Source organism: Halorubellus amylolyticus, from assembly GCF_034808145.1.
GTDB lineage: Archaea > Halobacteriota > Halobacteria > Halobacteriales > Natrialbaceae > Halorubellus.
The window spans coordinates 151,905-176,100 of record NZ_JAXHGM010000004.1 but is presented as its reverse complement, the minus strand read 5'-3'; the positions used below and the strand labels follow the sequence as shown (position 1 = coordinate 176,100).

The following is a 24,196-nucleotide window of genomic DNA, read 5'->3' as shown; positions in this document are numbered from 1 at the left end:
CCGCCAGCTCGTCCCCGATTGCCGGTGTATCCCCGACTTCCTGCACCGCGGTCACGTCAGCGCCCTCGCCGCGGACGCCGCGACCCGTCGGTCGCGTCGTCGACGAGTTCGACGGTCGAGCCCTGGCCCTCGTACGTGAACCGGAACGGCCCGTCGCCCCACCGGAACGGGCCGCGCTCCGGCGTGGTCGCGGTCCGGTAGCGTACCACGGCCGCCTCGTCGGCGAACGTGAGGGTGTTCCGGAGCACCCGGTCGCGGTACGCCTGCTCCGCGACGAGCGTCGGCGACGGCGTCGCGTCGACCGCGCGACGCTCGAAGACGAGCGCGGCCGCGTCGTCGAGGCAGCGGTCGCTCACGACGACGGCGTCGTCGTCGCGTTCGACGGTCACGCCCGCGGTCGGCCGGAGCGAGAGCGACGGCGCGTCGACCTCGAACGCCGCCGCGAACCCGTCCTCGTAGGCGCTCGCGAACGCGTACGTGCCGCCGCCGAGGAAATCCACGGGGATGCCGGCGCCCGCCGGTGTGGTGTCGTCGTGCGCGAGCCGGAGCGTCCACGAGACGCGCTCTCCCGGGAGTATCGGCTCGCTGATGTCGGCCCGGTCGCGCCAGGACAGTGGATGCCACGAGCCATCCGCGAGCCGGTGCAGCCGCCACTGGTCTCGCCGCCCGGTGAGGTTCGACTCGGTATGGTTGACGAGCTCGAACGAGAGCGTCGCCGGCAGTTGGACGCGCCGTCTCGCCGGCGCGAGCCACGACTTCGACCGCGGCGTCGCGTCGTGGTACCAGCGTTCGACCGACGACAGCGGCGGGCGTCCGGCGCCGTCGACGTTCGCGGGGACCGTCGGCCCGGGCGTACTGCGACGCCAGACGAACGCGGTCGTCGCGAGCGCGCCATCGCCGAGCCGATACCGACCCGTCCCGATGGCTAACCCCCGGCCGGTCTCGTCGGTCGTCGCCGCCCCCGCGTCGCTGCCGGTCGTCGTGGTCGCGTCGGCGTCCCGGTCCGGGTCGACGCCGACGAGCGCGTACCGGCCGGTCGCGTTCCCCCACGCGTCGATGGTGACCTCGTCGGGCAGCCACGCGTCGACGCTCGACACAGTCCACGACCCGTCGCCCGACCGCGCGACCGCCGGCGTCGACAGCGAGAACGGGTGGTCCGGGGTCGGCGCGAGCGCGAACCGCCCCCGCTCCCCGGGCGCGTCGGCGCCCTCGCTCGTCTCCCCGTCGACGCCCGCGTCCCCGGCGTCCGGTCGGTACGCGGGCTCGGGCTCGAACGCGGGGACGCCGCTGGTCTCGACGGTCACCTGCTCCTCGGACCGGTTCCGGAGGGTCGCGCGCAACGTCGCGGGCCGGGACTCGGTCGCGTCCCGCTCGAACCCCACTCGGAGGACGAGCGACGACGACGACCCGACCTCCGCTGGCGAGAACGCGACCACGCGGTCCGCGGCCGGCAGCGACGCGGTCGTCCCCTCGAACTGCGAGTACGGCACGGGTCGGAGCGCCCGCTGGGTTCCCGTCCCCGTCGGTGGATTCTCGACGCCGAAGGTCCCGCGGCCGCGGCGCTCCGCGCCACCGAACGCGCCACAGCCAGCCGTCACGGACGCGGCGACCGTCGCCAACAGCGCTCGCCGTCGCATCCCTCGAACCGACGGCTTCCGGCGGCATACGCTTTGGCCAGGCGGCCGCCTCCACCGCCTTCGCCGACGTCGTCGGCTCGACGGCCGCCGTCGGTTTCGACACCCTCAAACGCGGCGAGTTCCTGCGTTCGGTGGTTAGATGACTGCGCGTCTCCTCCACTACTCCGACGTCGAGAACGCTTTCGACGACCCCGAGCGCATCGGTCGGCTCGCCGGCCTCCTCACCGGTCTCGACGGCGACGACGCCGTCGTCGTCGGGAGCGGGGACAACACCGCGCCCGGCGTGCTCTCGCTCGTCACCGAAGGCCGCCACGCGCTCCCGTTCTTCGAGGCGGTCGACGCGGACTTCGACACGTTCGGGAACCACGACTTCGACTACGGGCCCGCGGCGACCCGGGAGCTCGTCGCCGATTCGCCCCAGACGTGGCTCACGGTGAACGTCGAGGAGGTGACTCCGGCGGCCGCGAGCGACGGTGGCGAGGACGACCGAGAGGAAGCCGTCGGGAGCGACGAGCGGTTCGCGAGCGAGCACACCGAGCCGTGGGTCGTCCGGGAGGTCGACGGCGTCTCGGTCGGGTTCTTCGGGGTGACGACCCCCGCGACGAACTCGATCAATCCGAACGCGACCGACGTCGCGTTCGCGGACCCCATCTCGCGGGGGGAGCGCGCCGCCGACGCGTGCCGGGCGGCCGGTGCGGAGTTCGTGGTCGCGGTCTCGCACCTCGGGATCGACGACGAGGAGCTCGCGGTCGCGGCGGACGTCGACGTCGTCCTCGGCGGGCACGTCCACAGCGAGGTGGTGGAGCGCGTCGACGACGCGGTCCTCCTCCGTCCGGGCGTGAACGGTCGGGTCGCGCACGAGGTCGCGCTCGACGTCGACGACGATGGCGACCGGAGCGTGGACGTGACGCGGCACGAGACCGCGGACGCACCCGTTCACGAGGGCGTGGCGGACGCGATGCGGACCGAGATGGAGCGCGCGGACCTGACGGAGGTGGTCGCGCACGTCGAGGAGCCCATCGAGCGGACCCAAGCCGCGGCGTTCCGAGGGGAGTCCCGTATCGGGAACTTCGTCGCGGACGCGTACCGGTGGGCGACGGGCGCGGACGTCGGCCTCCAGAACTCCGGCGGCGTCCGCGAGGGCGACCCGCTCGTCGGCGACGTCACCATCGCGGACGTGATGAGCGTCGTCCCGTTCCAGGAACCGGTCGCGGTCGCGGAACTCACGGGCGCGGAGCTCCGAGCGACGATCACGCAGGCCAGCGGCGCGAACCTCTCGTTCGGCGAACCCGACTGGTGGCACGCGCACCTCTCGGGGGCCAGTGTCGTCTGGGACCGCAACCAGGAGACGGTCGTCGCGCTCCGCGTCGACGGCGAACTCGTCGACGACGACGCGACGTACACGCTCGCCACCACCGACTACCTCTTCCACACCGACCACGAGTTCCCCGCGCTCGACGCCGACCACCGCGTCGACCTCGGCGACGTCCAGTACGAGGTGCTTGCCGCCTACGCCCGCGAGAACGGACTCGACCCGCAACTCGAAGGGCGAGTCGCGTGGTCAGACTGACTGCACGAGCATACGGCCGCCGCCAGGCGGCCGTTTCTGCGGTGATGTCGCTGCTGGGGTTGAACTGACTCGCTAGCATACGGCCGCCGCCAGGACGCCGTTTCGATGGTGGTGTGGTCGCTGTCCGGTCGTGGTGATTCAGGGGCCGTCGACGAGTTGGTGGTAGACCTTGGGGTGGTGGTGGAGTTTGGCGCGGCCGACGAGGGCGTAGAGGTAGGCGTCGAGGCGTTCCTTCCAGGCGGTCCAGTGGCCGTCGTTGTTGCTGTGGTCGACGGTGGCGACCTGGAGGTCTTCGATGGCGCGGGCGGCCTGGCGGGTGAGGAGGGGGTCTGGGTCGTCGCCGATGGTGTTCTGGTAGGTGCTGCGGGCGCGGCGTTTCTCGGCGAGGACGTGCCCGGAGTCGAAGCCGGTGGTGGTTTCGTCGACGACGAGGTGGCCGATTGCGAAGCCGTGGGCGCGGTGGTCGACGACGCCTTGCGCGAGGGCGACGGCGGTGAGGGTGCGGGCGTCGGCGTCCACCTGGGTCGCCCAAGGGGAGACGATGGGTGCGTCGTAGCACCAGCGGGCGAGCCGCGAGTGCGCGAACTCGTCGGGGCCGTGGTCGTCGGTGCTGCGGACGTCGTGGCGTTCGAGGACGGTCTCGCGCGACGGTGCGTCCGCGAGGACGTCGCGGAGGTCGTCGCTGACGGCGCGGAGGTGAGAGTCGTACGGGGTTACGTCGTCGCCGAGGCGCTCCTGGAGGTGTTCGTGGAAGCGTTCGGCGTTCGAGACGGCGACGTCGCCGAGGACGACGCCTTCGGTGAGGTCGCCGACGCGACGCGGGTCGAACTCGCCGCGGGGCGGGCCGTCGTCGTCGTCGACGCCGTTCGCGGTGGCGTCGACGCTGCTCCACGTCGCCTGTCCGGTGCCGCGGACGGCCTCCTCCTCGATGCGGAGGTACCACGCGAGGTCGGTGCTCGGGTCGTCGACGGGGTACGGGGCGAGCGCGTCGAGGAGGCTGGTTGCGCGGTCGCGGACGTCGACGGCGCGCTCGGCGAGCGCGGGAAGGTCGGCGTCGTCGAGTTTCGCGCGTGCTCGACCGAGGTCGTTCGCCGCGAACTGGAGGCCGTACGTCGCGTCGAACAGGGCCTCGTGGTGGTTGCCGGCGTCGAGCGCCGAACGCGCGCTCTCCAGCCAGCCGTCGCCACCCGACCCGAACCGGTCCTCGTCGATCTCGGCCCAGCGCTCGTCGGCGCGCTCGTGGGTCGTCGCGAGCGTCTCGACGACGTCGCGAGCGTGCGCTTCGGTGACCGTCGGCCGCCAGTGCTCGGTGACCCCCGGCGGCGTCGGGTAGTGCTTGGTCGCTTCGTCGGTCAGGACGTCGGGGAGCGCGGTCGGTGCGGTCGCACCGACCGCTATCGAGCCGACCGTGGCGAGGCCGACGGCGCCACCGACGCCGGCGAGGACGCGCCGGCGCGTCAGCTCGGGGAGGGACGGAGCCGCGGGGTCGGAGACCATGTCACCTGACGACTTCCCCGTGGAACGGCATAAGCTCGGTGTCGGTGTCAACCGTCGCGCAACGCGCCCCGTCGCCGTCGAACGCCCGACGAGGAGTCCGCTGGCGGGTCGTCCTCGCGCGTCGAGTCCGAACGTTTAGGGCCGTCGACGGATTCGAATCCACTAGATGACGCGCGTTCTGGTCCCAGTCCGGTACCCACTATCTTCGCACTCGAAGCGGACGCTCGCCGCGGCGGTCGACATCGCGGAGGAGCGAGACGCCGCGCTCACCGTCCTCCACGTGAACCTCTACCAGGACGGTGGACGGGTGACGCGCTCGGAGCTGAAGGCCGCGGCCGAGCGCGCCGTCGACCTGGACGTCCACACGCGCTACGTCGTCCGGAAGGGGTTCCTCGTCGAGGAGACCATCCTCGACGAGGCGGCGGCCGAAGGCGCCGACGTCGTCGTCATCGGGACGAAGCAAGCTGGTCGCTGGCGGCGGATGCTCCGGCGCCTGTTCGACGACCCGGACGTCGACGCGTACCTCCGCGAACACCTCGACTGCGAGGTCGTGACGGTCTCCGCGACCGGCTAGCGCGCCGCCGCTCGTCCCGACGCCTTCGTTCGCATTGCCCCGATGCCTTCGTCCCCATTGACATGCGGGGGAAGCGTTAACGTACCGGCGGTCGAACCGCCGCGCGTGACCACACGACGGGACCTCGTGCGAGCGAGCCGCGCCCTCTCGCATACCGGTATCCTGGACGCGTTCGGCCACGTCTCCGCGAGAGACGGCGACACGGTCGTCCTGCCGCCCGCGGTCCCGCCCGGGCGCGCCGAGCGCGACGACCTCCTCGAGATGGACGTCGAGGGTCGCATCGTCCGTGGCGACGGTCGCCCGCACGACGAGCACTCGCTCCACCGACGGCTCTACGCCGCGCGCGACGACGTCGGCGCCGTCGTCCACCATCACGCGCCCGCCGTCCTCCCGTTCGTCACCGCGGGCGAACCGTTGCGGCCCGTCAGTCGACTCGGCGCGCCCTTCGCGGACCCGGTCCCGGTCTTCGACGACTTCGACGACGCGGACGGTCATCTCGTCACGACCGACGCGGAGGCGGACCGGCTCGCGGCGACGCTCGGCGACGGTCTCGCCGTCATCCTCGCCGGGAACGGTGCGGTCGTCGTCGGCGAGACCGTCCGCGAAGCCACCGTCTTCACGTGGTACATGGCTGCGAACGCAGAGACCCAGTACCGCGCCTCGCAGATGGGTGACCCGGAGCCGGTCGGCGACGAGACGTCGCTGGCGGCGACCGCGGCGACGCTCACGAACGCCATCGCGGTCGACCGCGTCTGGTCGTACCTCACCGGCGGCTGACGCGGCGTCCGGTCCTCGGCGAGCGGTCCGGAGCTTTCAGTACGAACGACCGTGGACCCTCTGGTATGGACGGTTTCGAGGGATACGCCGACGTGGTCGACCCGCGGGAGCGATACGACGACCTCGTCGAGGACGGCGGCGAGGACGTCCGGGACCCCGAGCGCTACCGCGAGGACCGCGAGCTGGAGGCGTTCCGGTCCGGGTGGGTGGCGGTCGGCGTCGTCCTCGACGACGCGGACCGGGTGCTCTGCATCCGGAACGCGGACGACGAGCGATGGCTGCTCCCCGGCGGGACGCTCCACCGCGATGAGTCCCTCGACGATGGACTCGTTCGCGAGGTCCGCGAGGAGACCGGCGTCGACGTCGACCCGGTGCGGCCGCGTGCGGTCGGCGCGAGCCGTATCGTGAACGCCGACGACAGCGACGAGTGGACGGGCTTCCACGTCGTCCTCTACGAGGCTCGCGCGACCGACGCCACCGTCGGCGAGGACCTCGGCGTCGACGACGAACGCATCACGGCCGCGGACTGGTTCCACGACATCCCCGACCCCGTGTTCAATCCGGGCCTCACGCGACCGGCGGTCCGCGCCGCGAGAGACCGGTGACGGGAACGGCTGTACGTGACGGTGGGCTCGACCGGTCCCGAGTCACTGCTCGTGGTCGGTCGGCAGTCCGTCGGCGGGGAAGTCGCTGTCGTCGCGCGGGCGGTCGCGGTTGGCGACGTTTAGTTCGCCGCTCGTGTCGTCGAACACCACGTGACTGTGCGGGTACGCGATGTCGACGTCCGCGTCCGACAGCGCGGACCAGACGTTCGTCTGGACCTTCGACCGGACGGTCAGGAGCTTGTACGGTTGCTTCGCCCAGTACCGGAGCGTCAGCTGGATGCCGTGATCGCCGAACTCGTCGATGTAGCACGTCGGCGCCGCCGGGTAGCGTGCGCTCCCGATGCGGATGTCGGGCCCGCCCGTGATGACCTCGTCGACGTCGCGAGCGCTCCGTTCCATGATGCCGCGGGCCTCGTCGAGGTCGCCCTCGTACGTGACGCCGACCGTGAGCGAGAGCCGGGTGCGCTCGTCCTCCGCGGAGTAGTTGATGACGTCGCGGTCGCGGATGGAGTCGTTCGAGATGACGATGAACGTGTTGTCGAGCGTGAACATCTTCGTGTAGCGGATGGTGATGTCTTCGACGAACCCGGTCTGCCCGCGGTCCGCGAGCTCGATCATGTCACCGATCTCGTAGGGCTGGTCGGCGAGGACGAAGAACCCGTTGATGATGCTGCCGACGATCGGTGCGAGCACGATACCGAGAACCGCCGAGAACACCGTCACCGAGAGGAGGATGTCGCCAGCCTGGAACCCGATGAGGCTCGCCGCGAACGCCACGCCGAGGAGCACTACGCCGAGTTGCACGAGCCGCAGCACGGTGCGCGTGACGCTCGGGCGCTTGATGCGGCGGGCGACGGTCCGGCCCGCGAGACGCACCGCGAGCTTCGACGCGTACCACGTCCCAGCGAGGACGACGATCGCGAGCACCCACCCGATGACCTCCGCCGGCAACCACGCGGGGAGCTCGACGCCAAACCAGTCCGCCAGCGCCTCCCCGGCAGCAGCCCCGCTGCCGCCGCTACCAGTCTCGTTCCCCGACTGCTGCCCGATAGTCACGTCACAGTCGTCTCGCCCGCCCCCGATAAAACGCACGGCGTCGCCGTCGGGCAAAGAACGAAGCCCGCTGCCCGACAAGCACAATCATGGCAAATGATAGCACACGTCGGTTCGACGTCTGCGACCAAGGTGCCGACGTCGACCGCGTCGTTGCCGGGTTCGCGGCGTACGGGCTCGCCGGCCTGACGGCGGTCGACTACCTCCGCGAACGACTCGACATGGACTCCTGCGGGTACGTCACCACGGACGCCCTCCCGACCATCACGCCGTTCGAGGGCGGCCGGCCGCATCATCACACGCGCATCCTCACCCGCGACGACCTCGACCTCGCAGTCCTCCACGGCGGGCTGTTCGTCCCGAACTCCGCGGCGAAACCGTTCACCGAGGCGATACTCGACTGGACCGAGTCCGCTGGCGTCGACGAGTTCGCCGTCCTGAGCGGCGTCCCGGTACCGCACGGTCCCGACGACCACCGGACGTTCCAGGTGTCGACGCGGGACTACCTCGACGCCCGCGTCGCCGACGCGGACCCCGCGATTCCGGGGATGGGGAACGGCTTCCTCGACGGCGTCGACGCCGCACTCGTCGAACGCGGCATGGTCAGCGACCTCGCCGTCGGCGTCTTCCTCACGCCAGTCCACGAGCGCGTCCCGGACGTCGACGCCGCGATTCGCCTCGTCGACACGATAACGCGGCTCTACGACCTCGACGTCGACACCGGGCCACTGGAGGCGTTCGCCGCTGACGTCGCGGCGTACTACGAGCGCCTCCACGAGCGCCTCGAGACCATCCCGGAGAACGAACGACCCGAGGACCGCATGTTCAACTGAGCGGTCGCTCCGTCCGGCGTCGTAGACCGCGGAGAAACGAGGACCGGAACCGGTCTACAGTTCCACGCCGCTCGGGATGAGCGAGTGGTTCCGGAGCAGGTTCCCGTCGTTGTCGTACACGAGGAACGTCGACTTCTCGTAGGAGACGAACTCCTCGCCGCCGAGCGCGATGTCGACGCGGTACCCGCCGTCGTCACCGGCCTGCTCGCCGTACCGGCGTGCGGCCGTGATGAACGTCCCGACGTCCGCCGCGTCCTCGTTCAGTTCCAGCACGAAGTCCCCCGTCAGGCGGTTCGTGACGCTCACCACGCCGACGGCGTCGCCGTCGCCGACGTCGTCCTTGTACCGGAACGCGACGTCCGTCTCCCCGGCGGGAAGCGGGTCGCCGTCCGGTCCTGTGAGGCGCTCCTCGAGCGTCGCCACGGGGCCCTCGAAATCGATCGATACAGTCGGCTTGGAGGGCTCACCGTCGTCGTCCACCCAGTCGACGTTGCTCACGTCCAGCGTGAAGTAGTCGCGCCTCATTCCACGCCCGGGTCTTGGGTATCCCCCCGTATGAACGTAACGCCCGGCACGGACTCGGCCGGTACCGGAACGCGACCGGCCGCGTCGACCGGACCGGTCGCGGTCACTGGTCGCATGCGCTCGCGGTCACTGGACGCATCCGATACGTTTTACTCGCCGCCCCGTCCCGTGTGCGTATGGTCTGGGTGAAGTCGGAGTACGCCGAGGAACTCGCGGTCCTCGTGACGTGGCTGTCCGCGCTCGTCCCGTGGTCGATATCGTACGGGTCGTTCGCGGTCACGTCCGGAGGGGACCTCACGCTCGTCATCCTCCGATTCCCGTTCGTCGGTATCCGCTACCAGCTGGGCGTACAGATTCTCGGTGGGACGTCCGTGAGGACGCCGCTCCAGTTCCGCCAGGAGGTCCTGAACGCCGGCGGGAGCGCGAGCGCACAGGTCCCGGGGTACGACCTCTGGCTCGTCGGCCTCGCGATACTCGCCGTCGCCGTCCTCGTCTCGCTCCTGCTGTACTTCGAGGTCGAGGACGCACTCGACGCCATCCCCGCCGACCCCGTCAGGGTGCTCGGCGCGCTCCTCCTCGGCGTCGCCGTCGCCCTCCTCGGGTCGACGTACGTCCTGTTCACGAGTCAGGCCGCGCTGTTCGTCCCCTTCGGCGTGTTCCTCCAGCTCGCGTTCGGCGTCATCCTCCTCCGCGTCGACCGAACCGGCGTCGACGACGCGGACGCGGACGCCGAGTCAGCCTGACACCGACCCACGGCAGCGGGCGGCTCCGAACCTGCCCTGTTCCTTCCCAAATGGCCGCCTGATTTAAGTTGGCGCTCGCCCTAAGCCCTGGAAACCACTCGGTTCTCTATTCGACGATGTCCGGACACCCACACGAACGACGCGACGACGCCCCTTCGCACGAGCGGATCCAGTCCGAGGACTCCAGGTCGCCGGAGTCGCGACTCGGGCAACTCAAGCGCCGCGTCGTCCGGACCGTCGAGATGCTCCGCGGAACCACCATCGACCACTCCCGGTACGACCCCGCCCAGCACGGCCGTCTCGTGAACTTCGACGGCGTCGACGGCTACGAGGAAGTGAACCGGTACTGGGTGAACCCGCCGTTCGCGTTCGTCTCCGTCAATCACGACGTGGACGCGAACGAGCACCTCTACTACGTCGTCGAACCGGAGCTCGACGAGTACGAGCACGCGCTCCTCGAGACGCTGTTCGAGGACGTCCGCGACCCGCTCGTGTACCGACGCGACATCGACGCGGAGGACACCGAGGTCGTGCTCGACGAAGCGCTCCACGAGCACCTGGAACGGTACGGCGCGGACGTCGACATGACGACGTACTACAAGCTCTACTACTACCTGTGGCGGGCGTTCCGCGGGTACGGGAAGCTCGACCCCGTGATGCACGACCCGCACGTCGAGGACATCTCGTGCGACGGCTACGACCTCCCGCTGTTCGTGTACCACGACGAGTACACGGACATCGAGACGAACGTCAAGTTCGACCAGGAGTCCCTGGACAACTTCGTCGTCCGACTCGCACAGCACTCCGGCCGACACATCTCCATCGGGGACCCGATGGTCGAGACGACGCTCCCGGACGGGTCGCGTGCGGAACTCGCGCTCGGCGAGGAGGTCACGCCCCGAGGGTCGGCGTTCACCATCCGGAAGTACGCCGACGAACCGTTCACGCCCATCGACCTCCTCGACTACGGGACGTTCAACATCGACCAGATGGCGTACCTCTGGCTCGCCATCGAGCACAACAAGAGCCTCATCTTCGCGGGCGGGACCGCCTCGGGGAAGACCACGAGCATGAACGCCATCTCGATGTTCATCCCGCCGCGCTCGAAGGTCCTCTCCATCGAGGACACCCGCGAGCTGTCGCTGTACCACGACAACTGGCTGTCGAGCATCACCCGCGAGCGACTGCACGAGGGCACGGACGTCTCGATGTACGACCTCCTGCGGTCCGCGCTCCGGCATCGCCCCGAGTACATCATCGTCGGCGAGGTCCGCGGCGAGGAAGCGATCACGCTCTTCCAGGCGATGAACACCGGGCACACGACGTACTCGACGATGCACGCCGACTCCGTGCGGACGGTCATCAATCGCCTGGAGAACGAACCGATCAACGTCCCGCGGTCGATGGTGCAGAGCCTGGACATCCTCTGCGTGCAGACGCTCACGCGGATGGACGAGGAGCGCGTCCGCCGGAACAAGACCATCGCCGAGATCGAGGGAATCGACCAGCGGACGGGCGAACTCGACTACTCGACGGCGTTCACGTGGTCGGCCGACGACGACCAGTTCTCCTCCTCGGGGAGTTCGCTCCTCGACGAGGTCCGCGAGGACCGCGGATGGAGTCAGGAGGAACTCCTCACCGAGCTCCGGAACCGACGGCGGTTCCTCGAGTACCTCTGGGAGCGCGACATCACGGACTACCGGCGGTTCACCGCGCTCATCAACGAGTACTACGCCGCCCCCGAGCGCGCGCTCTCCCGCATCGAGGACGTCGTCGGGTCGTCGAGTACGGTGGACGACGAGGACCGCGACGACGGACTGGACGTGACGCTCGCCGAGGGCGACTGACGCATGTCGTGGGCGAACTGGGTCCCGCTCGGGTTCGCTGTCCTGCTCGCGCTCCCGGTCGCGCTCGCGCCGTACTCCGCGTACGCGAACCGTATCGTCAGCCGGTTCGCGCTCGTCGGGTTCGGGTCGTACGTCGAACGCATCGACCGGAAGAAGACCCAGCGGAAGAACACGCTCCGCGCAGCGCACCTGTCGACGACGTACCGGATCTACGCCGCGAAGACGATGTTCTACTCGGCCGTGATGGCCGTCGTCGGGTCGCTCTCGGGGATGTACTTCATCTGGGGGACGTTCACGCTCCTCGCTATCGACGAGGAGACGATCACGAACACGCTCCCCCAGCAACTGCACGTCCTCGCGAACTTCACGGGGCTGCCGTCGTTGACGATCTACGAGCTGTTCGTGCTGATGCTCGTGACGAGCGCGACCGTCGGGAGCATCTTCGGCGGATTGACGTACTTCCTGCGGTGGTGGTACCCGTCGTACCGGGCGGACGAACGCGCGCGCCGCATCGAGGCGTCGCTCCCGCGCACCATCGCGTTCGTGTACGCGCTCAGCCGGTCCGGGATGGAGTTCCCGAAGGTGATGCGCATCCTCGCGGACAACAAGGCCGTGTACGGCGACGCGGCCGACGAGGTGAACGTCGCCGTCCGGAACATGGACATGTTCGGCCAGGACATGATCTCCGCCATCCACACGATGGCGCATCGGACGCCGAGCGGGCAGTTCAAGGAGTTCTCCGAGAACCTCGCGAGCGTCCTCCAGTCGGGCCGGTCGCTGTCGTCGTTCCTCCAACAGCAGTACGAGGACTTCCAGGAGGAGGCCGAGAGCCAGCAGGAGAAGCTCCTCGACCTGCTCGCGACGCTCGCGGAGGTGTACGTCACGGGCCTGGTCGCCGGGCCGCTGTTCCTCATCACGATACTCGTCGTCATCGGTATCGCCGTCGGGGACACCATCCAGCCGTTACAGGTGCTCGTGTACGTCATCGTGCCGAGCGGGAACCTCCTGTTCATCATCTACCTATCGACGGCGACGGACACGCTCAACCAGATCAAGCGCATCGACGACATCGAGAACCCCATCGAGAAGATGGCGGACGTTCGGCGCACGAAGGACGTGCGTCCGGACGGTGGCGGTGATGGATGGAGCGAGCGGGATTCGGACGCGGGCATGGAGCGCCTCCTGCTGTACAGGCGGTTCCGTTGGCTCGGCCGCAAGCTCGGGAGTCCCGGACGGACGATAATCGAGCGACCGACGGCGTTGTTCTGGGCGACGGTCCCCATCGCCCTGCTCGTCACCGCGATCCGGTTCCCGGAGACGCTCGTCGACGGCCAGGTGTCGATCCGTGCGCTCGACGACCTGCTCGTGCAGGGGACCCTGTTCGTCGTCGGGACGTTCGCCATCGTGTTCGAGGTGCATCGACGGCGCCTGGAGGCGATCGAGTCGGCGGTCCCGGACCTCATGGATCGGCTCGCGAGCGTGAACGAGGCGGGGATGACGGTCGTGCAGTCCATCGAGCGCGTGCAACGCAGCGAACTCGGGGCGCTCGACCCGGAGATAGAGCGCGTGTGGCGGGACATCGAGTGGGGCGCGGACGTCGAGACCGCGCTCAAGCGGTTCGAGTCGCGTCTCCGCACGCAGATCATCTCGCGCGTGGTGACGTTGACGACGAAGGCGATGAACGCGAGCGGTGACCTGTCGACGGTGCTGCGTATCGCGGGGTCGCAGGCGAAGGCCGACCGGCGACTGAAGCAGCGCCGGAAGCAGGAGATGGTGACGTACATGGTCGTCGTGTACGTGTCGTTCTTCGTGTTCCTGTTCATCATCGGGGTGCTGTCGACGGTCCTCATCCCGAACCTCCCGGACACGGGTGGGGCGTTGAACGGAACGGGGTCGGGTGCGTCGGCCGGCGGTGCCGGCGTGGGCGCGATCGGCGGTATCGGTGGCGGTGGCGTGAACACCGAGGCGTACACGCTGCTGTTCTTCCACTCGACGCTCCTCCAAGGGTTGCTCTCGGGGCTCATCGCGGGACAGCTGTCCACGGGCGACATCCGCGGTGGTGCGAAACACGCGGCGGTTCTGGTCGCCATCGCGTACGGCGTCTTCCTCCTGTTCATCTGAACCGCGGTCGTCTTCGGCCAGTCGCCGGTTGGCGTTCGAGTGAACCGCGGTCGTTATGCGTGTCGTGGGCGCAGCGAGTGACATGGATCGGTCTCGCGAACGGACGCGACGCGTCTACGACCGCATCGCGGAGCACTTCTCGTCGACGCGCGAGCACCCCTGGCCGGAGGTGTCGTCGTTCCTCGACGGCCGCTCGGGCGCGGTCGGACTGGACGTCGGCTGCGGGAACGGTCGGCACGCGCAGGAACTCGCCGGTTCGTGCGACCGCGTCGTGGGCGTCGACGCGAGCCGCGGGCTGCTCGACGCGGCCGCCGACCGCGCCGAGGAACGGGCGTACGCCGAGTCGCTCGCGCTCGTCCAGGGAGACGCGAGCCGGCTCCCGCTCGCGACCGACAGCGTGGACCTCGCGGTGTACGTGGCGACGCTCCATCACCTCCCCGACCGGGAGCGTCGCGTCCGCAGCCTCGACGAGCTCGCGCGCGTCCTCTCGCCGGACGGTGCGGCGCTCGTGAGCGCGTGGTCGACGGCCCACGACACGTTCGAGGACGCGAGCGCGGACGACGACGTCGGGTTCGACACGACCGTCGACTGGACGCTTCCCGGCGGCGAGACCGTCCCACGGTACTATCACGTGTACTCGCCGCCGGAGTTCGAGCGCGACCTCGCCTCGAGCGCGCTCGCGGCCGCGGAGCCGTTCCAGTCCAGCGGCAACTGTTACTCGCTCGTCAAGTCCGAACGGAAAACATCTTAAGGCCTCGCTACCAAGCACTCTGTGCGCACACCCGTTGGTGTGGGACCTACGCGTCTCGGGGGCCCTCGCGCACGGCTCCCGAGACACAGCGCACCACGCGCTGTCTTCAACCGTAACCATCAAATGCGAGCGACGGCTCCCTCGAAACGAGTGCCGGCGCGACGGTCGCCGACGGCGTCGACCGACACCGACCGCACGACTCGCGCACCGGTGGTCTAATGGTAAGACCTTGGCCTTCCAAGCCAATGATCCGGGTTCGATTCCCGGCTGGTGCACTCCTCCACGACACGCGAGCGAGGAGCGACAGCGACGAGCGTCGCATCGTGGAGAACTGCGAAACCCGGTGAATCGAAGCCTGTGAGTCGCAGCCCGCGAGCGTAGCGAGCCGGAACGTCTCACTTCGGTTCGATTCCCGGCTGGTGCACTCCCTTCGGTCGGGCTCCAGCCGACGTTCACCTCGCGTGACTCGGTGAAATCCCGGCTGGTGCACTTCTCTTGCCGACTGTCCGACGGGCCAGTACTCGTGTCGACGTGCCGCCCAGTTCGTGCCGGCGGCGGACGTTACAAGCCTCGGGGGAGCGTGCGCGGGCGGTCCTCAGCGGACGTCGGCGAGGAACTCGCGGACGGCGTCGTTCACCGGAGCGGGCCGTTCGAGGTTCACCGAATGGCCCGCGCCCGGAACCGTGACGCGTCTTGCGTCGAGTGCCTCCGCGAGTGGCTCGGAGCGTTCGGGCTCCAGGGCGACGTCCTCCTCGCCGTGGACGACGAGCGCCGGGACGTCGACGCCGGCGAGCTGTTCGGTGAAGTCCGGACGATGGAGCCACGACCGAACCTCCTGGTAGACGCCTTCGCCGGGGTAGGTCAGCCACCGGTCGACCCAGGCGTCGACGAGCGCGGACCGCTCCTCGTTCGTCGTCGCCCCGAAGAGGATGTGCTTGATGACGTCAGCGAGGTGCTCGGGGACCGCGTCGGCGTCGCGCGCCGTCGCGATCATCTCCTCGTACCGCGCCGTCTCCTCCTCACCGTGGGGTCCGGCCGTCGTCGAGACGAGGACGAGGCCGTCGACGCGCTCCGGGTAGCGCTCGGCGAACCGGAGCGCCATGAACCCGCCCATCGACATCCCACCGAGGACGCAGGAATCGATGCCCTTCGCGTCCATGAGCGCCGCGCAGTCGTCGGCGAGGTCGTAGAGGTCGTAGCTGTCGGCGTACCGGTCGGTTCGAGCGCGGAGGTCGTACGCGACGACGCGGTGGTCGTCCGCGAGCGCGTCGACCTGCGGGTCGAACATCGTCCGGTCCATGAGCGTCCCGTGCGCGAGGACGACGGGCGGACCGTCGCCGCGGTCGGTCGCGACCGTGTCTGCGCGGGTTCGGTACCGGTCTGTACCGCTGCCGGCTGAGGGAACCATGCGCTCGCTTCTCGACGAACCACCTTATTTGTTGACCTGAGCCTGGGAGAATTAGCGTCGACGAGCGCGCGTTGACGGCCGCCGGACGGTACGCGGCCCGGACCGAACGTGGAGAGGGGCGTCAGCGGGGTCCCGCCGAGGTGGGCGTGGTCGGCCGGGCGTCAGCGGCATCGAGACCGCCAGGCGGCGTCGGCTGTGCGAGCGGCGGGGGTCACTTGGGGAGCCAGACGATGGGGACGTCCTCCCACGCCCAGCGTTCCTCGGGGTGGTCGGCGACCTCCCAGAAGCTCCGCGGCCACGTGCCGACGGCGTCGTGGATGGCGTCGTACGTGAGCGTGCTCTCGCCGTCGAGGACGAGCCGCCAGCGGCGCTCGAACTCGGCGAGGTCGAAGCGGTCAGGGTCCTTGCCGTGGCCGGCGGGGTCGTCGACGATCCGTTGGAGGTGTCGGCGGAAGCCGTCGTTGACGTACCCGAGGACGAGGTGTCCGCCGGGTTCGACGGCGTCGTAGAGCGCGCGGAGCGCGTCCGCGGAGTCCTCGACGTAGCTGAGGGTGCCGTAGCAGAGCACGCACTCGAACTGGCGGTCGAGGTCGAGGTCGGGGAGTGCGGCGTGCTCGAAGTGCGCGTTCGCGACGCCGTCGGCGGTGGCGCCCTCGCGGTTCTCGGCGACGATGGACCGGGCGGCGTCGTAGCCGTAGACGGTGGTCTCGGGGTGCTCGCCCGCGACGTGGAAGGCGACGACGCCGGGGCCGCAGCCGACGCTCGCGAACGACTCGGGGACGCCCTTCGCGTCGAAGAACTGCGAGAGCAGGTCCTGGACGTGGTGCGTGCTCGGCGTGGCGGACTCGCGGTCGGTCTGGTCGGCGTCCCGCCAGAACGCGTTCCAGTCGATGGTCTCGGGGTGGCTGGCGTCGCTGCGGTCAGATGTGCCTATGGTTCTTGTCATATTGACGTAGCTGCGGCTGGTCGGACGGATTCGACACCACACCGATTCGTGGGCCCTAGGTGGCTCCTCGTCGGCTTGAGAGGATAGCTGCCGCTACCGGAAAAGAATTACTATTCCTCTTAACAGTCTCTTTCACTTACAACTTCGCACGCTGGGGATTTATAACTTTTGGACACCGCGAATCGGTGGTCTGGACGGTCGATAGAGTCTCTGTAACGCCGATTCTCGAATCGGGGTCCTGGCGTCACTCGACCTCGGACTCGTGCGGTTCGTGCCGCACCCGGTACGTGCACGCCGCCGCAGCCCCGTCGGCGTCATCACCTGAACCAGCGTCGAGGGCCGTATCGACCCCGTCGGCGCCGGTTTCGTCGACACCGACCACGTCGTACAGCAGCAGGTCGCGCTCCTGGCGCGTCCGCACCGGCACGTCGTAGTGCTCGTTCTCGTACCCGAGGTCGTCACCCGACTCGCGGGCCTCCGTGACGAACTCGCGATGCGCGTCCAGTCGCGCCGCGTTCACGTCCCGCGACACCGCCGGCGCCTCGCTCGCCCGGTCCGCGAACGCCTCGACGAACCCGGGGTCGCGCTCCACGCCCACCGAGTTCCGGCCCGCCGCCATCGCCGCCAGACTCGTCGTCCCCGTCCCCCAGAACGGGTCCAGCACCGTCTCCCCGTACACCGAGTACATGCAGACGAGGCGATACGGCAGCTCCAGCGGGAACGCGCCCGAACGCGCCCGGAGCGCGTCGTCCGCGAGCGTCTGGCGCTCCCCGCCGACGTCCGTCCACACGTCGCTGAACCACCGGTTGCGCTCCTCCCAGAAGTACGCCGACTCGTAGCGGTCCTCGTCCCCCGGCGGATACGACCGGGACTCGCCGTTCCGGAACACCAGCACGTACTCGTGCTCCAGGGTCACGTAGGCGTTCGGCGGCACCATCCCGCTCCCCATGAACTTCGCCGCCGAGTTCACGGGCTTGCGCCACAGCACGTCCGGGAGCGGGTCGAACCCGAGGTCCGCGAACGCCGAGAGCACTCGCGCGTGATTCTGGTACACCCGGAACCGGTCGTCGACCGACCGCGTCGCGTCCCCGACGTTCACGCACGCGATCCCACCCGGCGCGAGCACGCGCTCGACCTCCGCCCACACCTCCGCCAGGACGTCGTGCATCAACTCGAACGCTCGCTCGCCGTCACCGTCAGCGAGCGCCTCGCCGATGGCCGGGTCGAGGTCCGCGAACACGTCGTCCCACATCTCGATCATCGGGTACGGCGGCGACGTCACGACCAGGTCCACGCTGTCCGCGTCGAGCCCCGACAGGTCCCGCGCGTCCCCGACGTGCACGCAATGGGTCGTCTCCATCACTCACCCACTCCCCGCGCCACACATATAGGTGATTCTCCACGACCACACGGCGACGCCCAAGAAGAGTGCCCGCACCGCGCCGGGCGACTCCTGGCGCGACGCGCCACGACCAGGGCGGCACCGACTCACTCCCAGTCCCCGCGCGCGAGCCCGTAACAGACCATGTCGCGGTGCTCGCCGTCCACGAACATGAAGTCCCGGCGGACGCCCTCGCGCTCGAACCCGAGCGATTCCAGAAGCGCGCGCGAAGCCTCGTTGCTCGCGAACGCCTCCGCACCGATGGCCGGCGTCGGGTACTCGCGGAACGTCCAGTCGACGACGAGCGCGACGGACTCGCGGCCGTACCCCTCGCCGTGGTACTCGCCGGCGAGCCAGAACCCGAGGTTCGGGCGCTTGTACGCGACGTCGTCGACGTGGACCGTGCCGAGGCGCTCGACGTCGTCCTCGTCGACCGCCCCCGGGCCCGCGTCCTCGCCGTCGAGACACGCGAGGAGGTCGTGGCCGTCGTCGTCGGCGTCGCCGGCCGCCATCGCCGTCCGACTCGTCAGCGGGTTCCCGAGCGGATATCGGATATCAGGGTTCGCGCGCGAGCGCTGCACGAACGCGCGGTCCTCCTCCTCCAACGTCCGCAGCGTCACCCGTTCGCCGTCACAGACGCGTGCACCAGGCATACCCGCACCGTCACCGCTGGGTCCGATAAGCCTTCTTCCGACGTGGCAGTCACTCACGGTCGCCGGTCGCGCCGAAACCCACAGGACCCTGGCGGGCGAACCTCGACGCGTGCACTTCGAGGTCCTCGGCTGGCCCGACGACGGCCCGACGCTCCGCCTCGACTACCGCGAGTTCGGGTACGCCGGGAAGTTCGCGATGTCCTCGACCGGGAAGGCGGTCTGCCACGACCGCCCGCGACCGGTCGCGGCCACCCACGACGACCCGGCGAGCGCGTTCGCGGGCCGAGAGAGCGACGACTACGCGACGGACGTCCTCGCCGCGGTCGCGTTCAACGAGGACCGGACCGACGGCGACGTCCTCTGGCTGCGGTACGTGACCGTGCGCGCCGACCGGCGCGGCGACGGCCTCGGTCCGCGACTGCTCGCGTTCGTCCGCGACGCGGCACGCGACCGCGGCTACGACCGCCTCCGCATCGCCGTCAACAACCCCTACAGCTACGAGGCGCTCTACAAGACAGGGTTCGCGTACACCGGCCGCGAGACCGGTATCGCCGAACTCGTCCTCGAACACCCCGCGAGTGGCGCGCTCGACGACGACGGCGAGGGCGGTGGCCGCGACGCGAACGCCGACGCCGCGGCGCGCTATCGCGACGGTCTCGACGTCTTCGCTGCTCGCGAGGACCTCAGCACGGGCGAGCGCGAGTTCGCCGGCGCGAAACGCGAGCGCGGCCCACCCGCGGCGACGCGATGAAGCGGCCTCCCACAGCGATTACCCCTTGATGTTGCAGACGGGGAACGTCCGCGCGACCTTGTCGCCGATACCGAGCGCGTCGCTCACGCGAACGACCTCGTCGACGTCCTTGTAGACGCCCGGCGCCTCCTCGGCGATGGTCGCACCCGACTGCGCCTTCACGTACACGTGCTCCTGCTCGCGGAGGTCGTCCTGGACGTCCCCGCCCCAGTAGTCCTGCTTCGCTTGCGTGCGACTCATCGTCCGCCCCGCACCGTGCGCGGTCGACCCGAACGTCTCCGAGAGCGAGTGCTCGCCACCGCGCAGCACGTAGCTCCCCGCACCCATGCTCCCCGGGATGATGACCGGCTGCCCGACGTCGCGGTACGCCGCCGGTAGCTCCGGTCGACCGGCGGGGAACGCACGCGTCGCGCCCTTCCGATGCACGTAGAGCTCCCGCTCCTCCCGGTCGACGGCGTCGCCGTCTCCCACCGGTCGGCCCTGCGGCCCGACCCCCACCTCGTGGACCTCCTTCTTCCCGATGTTGTGCGCGACGTCGTACAGGAGGTCCATCTCCATCGCCTCCCAGTCGCGGTCGAACACCTGCTCGAACACCTGCCGCGTCCGATGCATGATGAGCTGGCGGTTCACCCACGCGAAGTTGATCGCCGCACACATCGCGCCGTAGTAGTCCTCGGCGAGCTGACTCCCCGCCGGCGCCGCCGCTAGGTCGCGGTCCGGGAGCTGGTCGACGAACCCCGAATGCCGCTTCTCGATGTCGCGCACGTAATCCTGGCACGTCTGATGCCCGAGCCCACGACTCCCACAATGGATGAGCACCACTAGCTGGTCCGCCACGAGCCCGAACTCCTCGGCGACGTCCTCCCGGAACACGTCCGTGACGCGCTGGACCTCCAGGAAGTGATTCCCCGACCCGAGCGACCCGACCTGCTTCCGGCCGCGTTCCTTGGCCTCCTCGGGCACCTTCGACGGCTCCGCGTCCGCGCGCTTCCCCTCGTCCTCGCAGTGCGCGAGGTCCGCGGGCACCGCCCAGTCCTCCGCGAGCGCCCACTCGACGCCACCCTGCAGGATGCGGTTCACGTCCGCCACCGACCCCTCGAAGATACCACCCGCACCCAGTCCCGTCGGCACGTTCTCGAACAGCGCGTCCACGAGTTCCTCCTCGCGCCCGCGAACGTCCTCGTACCGGAGGTTCGTCTTCATCATCCTCACTCCGCAATTGATGTCGAACCCGATGGCTCCGGGCGAGAGACAGCCGTTCTCGGCGTCCGTGGCACCGACGCCGCCGACGGGGAACCCGTACCCCTGGTGGGCGTCCGGCATCGCGAGCGCGTGCTTCTGGATGCCGGGGAGGTGCGTCGAGTTCTTGAGCTGCTGGAGGCTCATGTCGTCGCTGATCTGGTCGAGGAGCGTCTCGCTCGCGAGGACGCGCGCCGGCGCTCGCATCCCCTCGCTCTCGTCCTGGGGGATCTCCCACACGTAGTCTCGGACCTTGTGGAGCGTGATGCCGTCGGCGTCGTACGTGGTCATGTGCTAGCGGTCGCTCGCGCCGGCGGAATAGGTTTCGTCTACGCGATGACGTCTTCGGGCGAGGTGCCGTCGTCTACGCGGTCGGGTCCTCGCTCGTGGCGGGGTCAGGGGAGCCGTCGTCGAACAGGGCGTCGAGCGAGAAGGGGCCGGCGCCGGTTATCATGAGCGCGGACGCGAGCCCGAACAGCGAGAGGTGCGCGAGCACGGGGTCGTCGGGGAGCCCGAACAGCGTGAGGGTGAACAGCGCGAGGGAGAGGCCGGCGGCGGCGCGCGTGTAGAGGCCGACGGCGAGGACGACGCCGACGGCTATCTCGGCGAGTGCCGCGCCGACGACCCAGAGTTCGGGTGCGACGGGGACGACGGCGGTGAGGTCGTACTTCGCGACGACGGCGAGCGCGTACCCGGGGTTGAGGAGCTTCTCGACGAGTCCGAGGTAGACGAACGTCACGGCGAGCGAGAGCCTGACGGCGACGGGGACGAGCGGTCTCGCGGGGGCGACGCGTTCGCGGAAGCGGACGGCTCGGTCGTAGATGGGGTCGACGCGACCGTACGCGCTCGCGTCGTCCGCGGCGAGGCGTTCGAGGACGTCGTCCGCGCTCGGGCGGCCGCTGCCGACGGCGACGAGTGCGAGGAACCCGCCGACGTACTCGAACTGGAGGGCGAGCGCGGGTTCGCTCGCGAGGCCGGCGGCGTACAGGAGGAGGCCGACGGCGGCGACGACCCTGGTCGCGAGCCCGAACAGGAGGAGGAACCCGAGGGCGATGAAGACGAGGCGGAAGCCGAGGCCGACGAACGGGAGGCTGGCGTCGAACCCGATCAGCGGCGTGAAGTAGTACCCGCTGAACCCGGCGCCGACGAGCGGGATGCCGATGGCGAGCCGGAGGAGCCACGGGAGGAGGTCGCGGTAGTCCGTCATCGCCTCGGTGAACAGCGCGCGGTCGCGCTCGAACGGTCGAAGCTGTTCGTACGCGAGCACGCCGCCGACGGCGGCGAGCGCGCTCCCGCCGAGGATGGCGGCGTGCAGCGGGACGGCTATCGTGCTCGCGACGAACGAGACGATGGACGCGACGTCCGCGGGGTCGTCGACGACGTACCGGACGTGCGCGCTCGCCGTCCCGGCGAGCGACGTGACCGCGAGCACGAGGACGACCGCGACGCGGCCCGTGAGACGCTTCATGCCCGGTCGTTCGACGCCGGCACGTAAACGCTCCGCGACGGTTCTCACCGCGCACACTCCCCGGGGCCCTTCAGACGTCGAAGACGACGTACGCGTACCACTCGTCGCCGCGTTCCTCGATCACCATCTGCGAGAACGTCACCGCCTTCACCTCCCGGGCGTCGACCGCCGCGAGGTCGACGCCGCGTGCGGTCGCCGCCAGACGGTACCGGGCGTCGTCGCGGGCCGCCTCGTCGGACCCCTCGTCGTGCGCGCGGTCGCTCCCCTCGGTGTCGAGCCTGGAGATGGTGACGTCGTTGTCGACGGGGAGGACGCCGCGGACGTCGCGCTCGTAGATGAGGCGTCCGAGGTAGTCGTAGAGCAGTCCCTCGAGGTCCTCGGCCTCGCGCTCGACCGCGAAGCGCGCCCCGCCCGTCGCCGGCACGTCGTCGCACTGCGCGGCCGAGAGTCCGTCCGCGACCGCCGCGAAGACCGTCGACGCCGAGTCGCCCGTCGCCTCCACCGCCACGTCCGCCGTGTGCTCGCGGAGCGCGAACGCGCCCGTCATCGTCCCTCCGCGTCCGTGTCCGCGTCAGGTCGCGTCGGGCCGCGTCCGGTCGCGTCGCGGCCGGCCCCGTCGACGTCCGCGAACGCGTCCTCGGGCTCGCTCCCCGGTTCGCTCGAATCGGCGTCCTCGGCCTCGACGCCGTCGTCCCGCGTCTGGTCGCGCCAGCGTCCGCTCGGCTCGTTCGCCGCGTCCACGTCTGCGGGCGTCTCGAGGTCGCTACCGAGCGATTCGTCGTTCCCGCCGGCCGCGACGTCGGCGGGCGTCGCGTGGTCCTCGCCGAGCATCCCGTCCGACTCCCGTCGCTCCACGTCCCCCGGATGCGGCTCGCTCGCGCCGAGCGTGCCGTCGTCGCCGTACGACTCGACGCCGGACGGAACCGCCTCCTCGTCCGGCGAATCCGGTTCCGCGTACGACTCGTACGCACCGCGGCGCGTCTCGGCGCTCGCACCGCGACGCTGCCGCTCGCCAACGTCCCTGTCCGGCGTCGCGTCCGCACCGACGGCCGTCTCCGACGTCGCAGCGAGCCGCTCGAGTTCGTCCGCCGACAGCCCCGACCCGGAACGGGCGTCGCTCGGGCCGCCGGTCGCCACGCCGCTCGTCACCACCGTCCTGATACCCTCGTCGACCGTCATGTCCACGTCCATCACGCGCTCGCTCGGGACGTGCACGAGATGCCCGCCCATCACCGGGTTCGGCGCGAGCGGCAGGAACAGCGTCACCAGGTCGCGCTCGCCGGCCGCGTCCTTCAGCGACCCCGCGGACTCCGCCGTGAGGAACCCGAGCGTGTACGCGCCCTCGTGGGGGAACTCGACGAGCTTCACGTCCCGGAAGCTCTGCTGGTCGCTCTCCATCATCACGTCGCTCATCTCGCGGAAGCTCTCGTAGATCGAGCCGAACCCGGGGACGCGCGCGAGCGCCGCGTCCACGTACTCGATGAACGTCTCCCCGTACCGGAACTGCGTGAGGAACCCGACGAGGAACACGATGCCGACGAGCACGCCGACCGCCGCCCCGATGAGGATTGGGCCCGCGCCCTGGTTCCCGGTGACGTCCAGCAACGCCGTCATGTAGTTCAGGATGTACCGGACGACCGTCGCAAGCACGAGGACCGTCACGGCGAACGGCACCACGACCGCAAGTCCGCCGATGAACGCGTCTCGAGCGAGGTCGACGGCGCTCCGACCGGCCTCGCGCGGCGACGAGTACTCTTCACCAGGGGACGGCGTCATTGTCACCCTCCAGGCACGGATTCCCGAAAGGTATTTCGGGA

The 24,196-nt window shown here is 69.8% G+C and carries 22 protein-coding genes and 1 tRNA gene; 11 read left to right on the top strand and 12 right to left on the bottom strand.

Features of this window, described 5'->3' with window-relative positions:
* Positions 1-56: 56 nt before the first annotated feature.
* Complete coding sequence (locus SM754_RS12020; RefSeq protein WP_323676478.1) at positions 57-1,637, bottom strand: hypothetical protein; 1,581 nt, start codon at positions 1,635-1,637, stop codon at positions 57-59.
* 139 nt (positions 1,638-1,776) lie between these two features.
* On the opposite strand from SM754_RS12020, the gene SM754_RS12015 reads away from it, so the two are divergent.
* A complete protein-coding gene (locus tag SM754_RS12015) occupies positions 1,777-3,207 on the top strand; it encodes a bifunctional metallophosphatase/5'-nucleotidase (protein ID WP_323676477.1) in 1,431 nt (476 codons plus the stop codon).
* A 138-nt stretch (positions 3,208-3,345) separates the two neighbouring features.
* Here the strand turns inward: SM754_RS12015 and SM754_RS12010 are convergent, their stop codons facing one another.
* Entirely contained in the window at positions 3,346-4,704 is a 1,359-nt protein-coding gene (locus tag SM754_RS12010) for a hypothetical protein (protein WP_323676476.1), read from the bottom strand.
* A gap of 166 nt (positions 4,705-4,870) precedes the next feature.
* Between SM754_RS12010 and SM754_RS12005 the strand changes: the two genes are divergently transcribed.
* From SM754_RS12005 to SM754_RS11995, 3 genes are all read left to right on the top strand, one after another.
* Positions 4,871-5,278 carry a universal stress protein gene (locus tag SM754_RS12005; RefSeq protein WP_323676475.1) on the top strand — a complete coding sequence of 136 codons (408 nt, stop codon included), beginning with the start codon at positions 4,871-4,873 and terminating at the stop codon, positions 5,276-5,278.
* Positions 5,279-5,383: 105 nt separating this feature from the next.
* Complete coding sequence (locus tag SM754_RS12000; RefSeq protein ID WP_323676474.1) at positions 5,384-6,055, top strand: class II aldolase/adducin family protein; 672 nt, start codon at positions 5,384-5,386, stop codon at positions 6,053-6,055.
* A 65-nt stretch (positions 6,056-6,120) separates the two neighbouring features.
* On the top strand, positions 6,121-6,660 hold the full coding sequence (locus SM754_RS11995) for an NUDIX hydrolase (protein WP_323676473.1): 540 nt from the start codon (positions 6,121-6,123) through the stop codon (positions 6,658-6,660).
* Between the two features lie 42 nt (positions 6,661-6,702).
* Here the strand turns inward: SM754_RS11995 and SM754_RS11990 are convergent, their stop codons facing one another.
* Positions 6,703-7,716, bottom strand: a complete 1,014-nt coding sequence (locus SM754_RS11990; RefSeq protein WP_323676472.1) for a mechanosensitive ion channel family protein — start codon at positions 7,714-7,716, stop codon at positions 6,703-6,705.
* An 86-nt stretch (positions 7,717-7,802) separates the two neighbouring features.
* Between SM754_RS11990 and SM754_RS11985 the strand changes: the two genes are divergently transcribed.
* On the top strand, positions 7,803-8,546 hold the full coding sequence (locus SM754_RS11985) for a proteasome assembly chaperone family protein (RefSeq protein WP_323676471.1): 744 nt from the start codon (positions 7,803-7,805) through the stop codon (positions 8,544-8,546).
* Positions 8,547-8,600: 54 nt separating this feature from the next.
* On the opposite strand, the gene SM754_RS11980 is transcribed toward SM754_RS11985, so the two are convergent.
* Positions 8,601-9,071 carry a DUF5793 family protein gene (locus tag SM754_RS11980; RefSeq protein WP_323676470.1) on the bottom strand — a complete coding sequence of 157 codons (471 nt, stop codon included), beginning with the start codon at positions 9,069-9,071 and terminating at the stop codon, positions 8,601-8,603.
* Between the two features lie 176 nt (positions 9,072-9,247).
* Between SM754_RS11980 and SM754_RS11975 the strand changes: the two genes are divergently transcribed.
* From SM754_RS11975 to SM754_RS11955, 5 genes are all read left to right on the top strand, one after another.
* Entirely contained in the window at positions 9,248-9,814 is a 567-nt protein-coding gene (locus SM754_RS11975; protein WP_323676469.1) for a DUF7549 family protein, read from the top strand.
* A gap of 116 nt (positions 9,815-9,930) precedes the next feature.
* Positions 9,931-11,661, top strand: a complete 1,731-nt coding sequence (locus SM754_RS11970) for a type II/IV secretion system ATPase subunit (protein WP_323676468.1) — start codon at positions 9,931-9,933, stop codon at positions 11,659-11,661.
* A gap of 3 nt (positions 11,662-11,664) precedes the next feature.
* Positions 11,665-13,782, top strand: coding sequence for a type II secretion system F family protein (locus SM754_RS11965; protein ID WP_323676467.1), 2,118 nt, complete (start codon positions 11,665-11,667; stop codon positions 13,780-13,782).
* An 82-nt stretch (positions 13,783-13,864) separates the two neighbouring features.
* Entirely contained in the window at positions 13,865-14,533 is a 669-nt protein-coding gene (locus tag SM754_RS11960) for a class I SAM-dependent methyltransferase (protein ID WP_323676466.1), read from the top strand.
* Between the two features lie 204 nt (positions 14,534-14,737).
* Positions 14,738-14,808: transfer RNA gene (locus tag SM754_RS11955), tRNA-Gly, on the top strand.
* Positions 14,809-15,128: 320 nt separating this feature from the next.
* Here SM754_RS11955 and SM754_RS11950 read toward each other — a convergent pair.
* The 4 genes from SM754_RS11950 to SM754_RS11935 form a co-directional block, all read right to left on the bottom strand.
* The gene (locus SM754_RS11950; protein ID WP_323676465.1) at positions 15,129-15,941 is read right to left on the bottom strand and encodes an alpha/beta fold hydrolase; all 813 of its coding nucleotides are present in this window, start codon (positions 15,939-15,941) and stop codon (positions 15,129-15,131) included.
* 211 nt (positions 15,942-16,152) lie between these two features.
* Positions 16,153-16,887, bottom strand: coding sequence for a class I SAM-dependent methyltransferase (locus SM754_RS11945; RefSeq protein WP_323676464.1), 735 nt, complete (start codon positions 16,885-16,887; stop codon positions 16,153-16,155).
* A gap of 244 nt (positions 16,888-17,131) precedes the next feature.
* Positions 17,132-18,247: a DNA-methyltransferase gene (locus SM754_RS11940; RefSeq protein ID WP_323676463.1), complete on the bottom strand. Its 1,116-nt coding sequence runs from the start codon at positions 18,245-18,247 to the stop codon at positions 17,132-17,134.
* Between the two features lie 128 nt (positions 18,248-18,375).
* Complete coding sequence (locus SM754_RS11935; protein ID WP_323676462.1) at positions 18,376-18,921, bottom strand: GNAT family N-acetyltransferase; 546 nt, start codon at positions 18,919-18,921, stop codon at positions 18,376-18,378.
* Between the two features lie 109 nt (positions 18,922-19,030).
* Between SM754_RS11935 and SM754_RS11930 the strand changes: the two genes are divergently transcribed.
* Positions 19,031-19,672 (top strand): GNAT family N-acetyltransferase, encoded by a 642-nt coding sequence (locus tag SM754_RS11930; protein WP_323676461.1) that lies wholly within the window; start codon positions 19,031-19,033, stop codon positions 19,670-19,672.
* Positions 19,673-19,690: 18 nt separating this feature from the next.
* On the opposite strand, the gene SM754_RS11925 is transcribed toward SM754_RS11930, so the two are convergent.
* The 4 genes from SM754_RS11925 to SM754_RS11910 form a co-directional block, all read right to left on the bottom strand.
* Positions 19,691-21,202, bottom strand: coding sequence for an RtcB family protein (locus SM754_RS11925; RefSeq protein WP_323676460.1), 1,512 nt, complete (start codon positions 21,200-21,202; stop codon positions 19,691-19,693).
* Positions 21,203-21,275: 73 nt separating this feature from the next.
* Positions 21,276-22,379 carry a DoxX family protein gene (locus tag SM754_RS11920; RefSeq protein WP_323676459.1) on the bottom strand — a complete coding sequence of 368 codons (1,104 nt, stop codon included), beginning with the start codon at positions 22,377-22,379 and terminating at the stop codon, positions 21,276-21,278.
* Between the two features lie 70 nt (positions 22,380-22,449).
* Positions 22,450-22,926: an archease gene (locus SM754_RS11915; protein ID WP_323676458.1), complete on the bottom strand. Its 477-nt coding sequence runs from the start codon at positions 22,924-22,926 to the stop codon at positions 22,450-22,452.
* The gene (locus SM754_RS11910; protein ID WP_323676457.1) at positions 22,923-24,155 is read right to left on the bottom strand and encodes a DUF502 domain-containing protein; all 1,233 of its coding nucleotides are present in this window, start codon (positions 24,153-24,155) and stop codon (positions 22,923-22,925) included. Before SM754_RS11910 ends, SM754_RS11915 begins: the two co-directional genes overlap by 4 nt.
* Between the last annotated feature and the right edge of the window lie 41 nt (positions 24,156-24,196).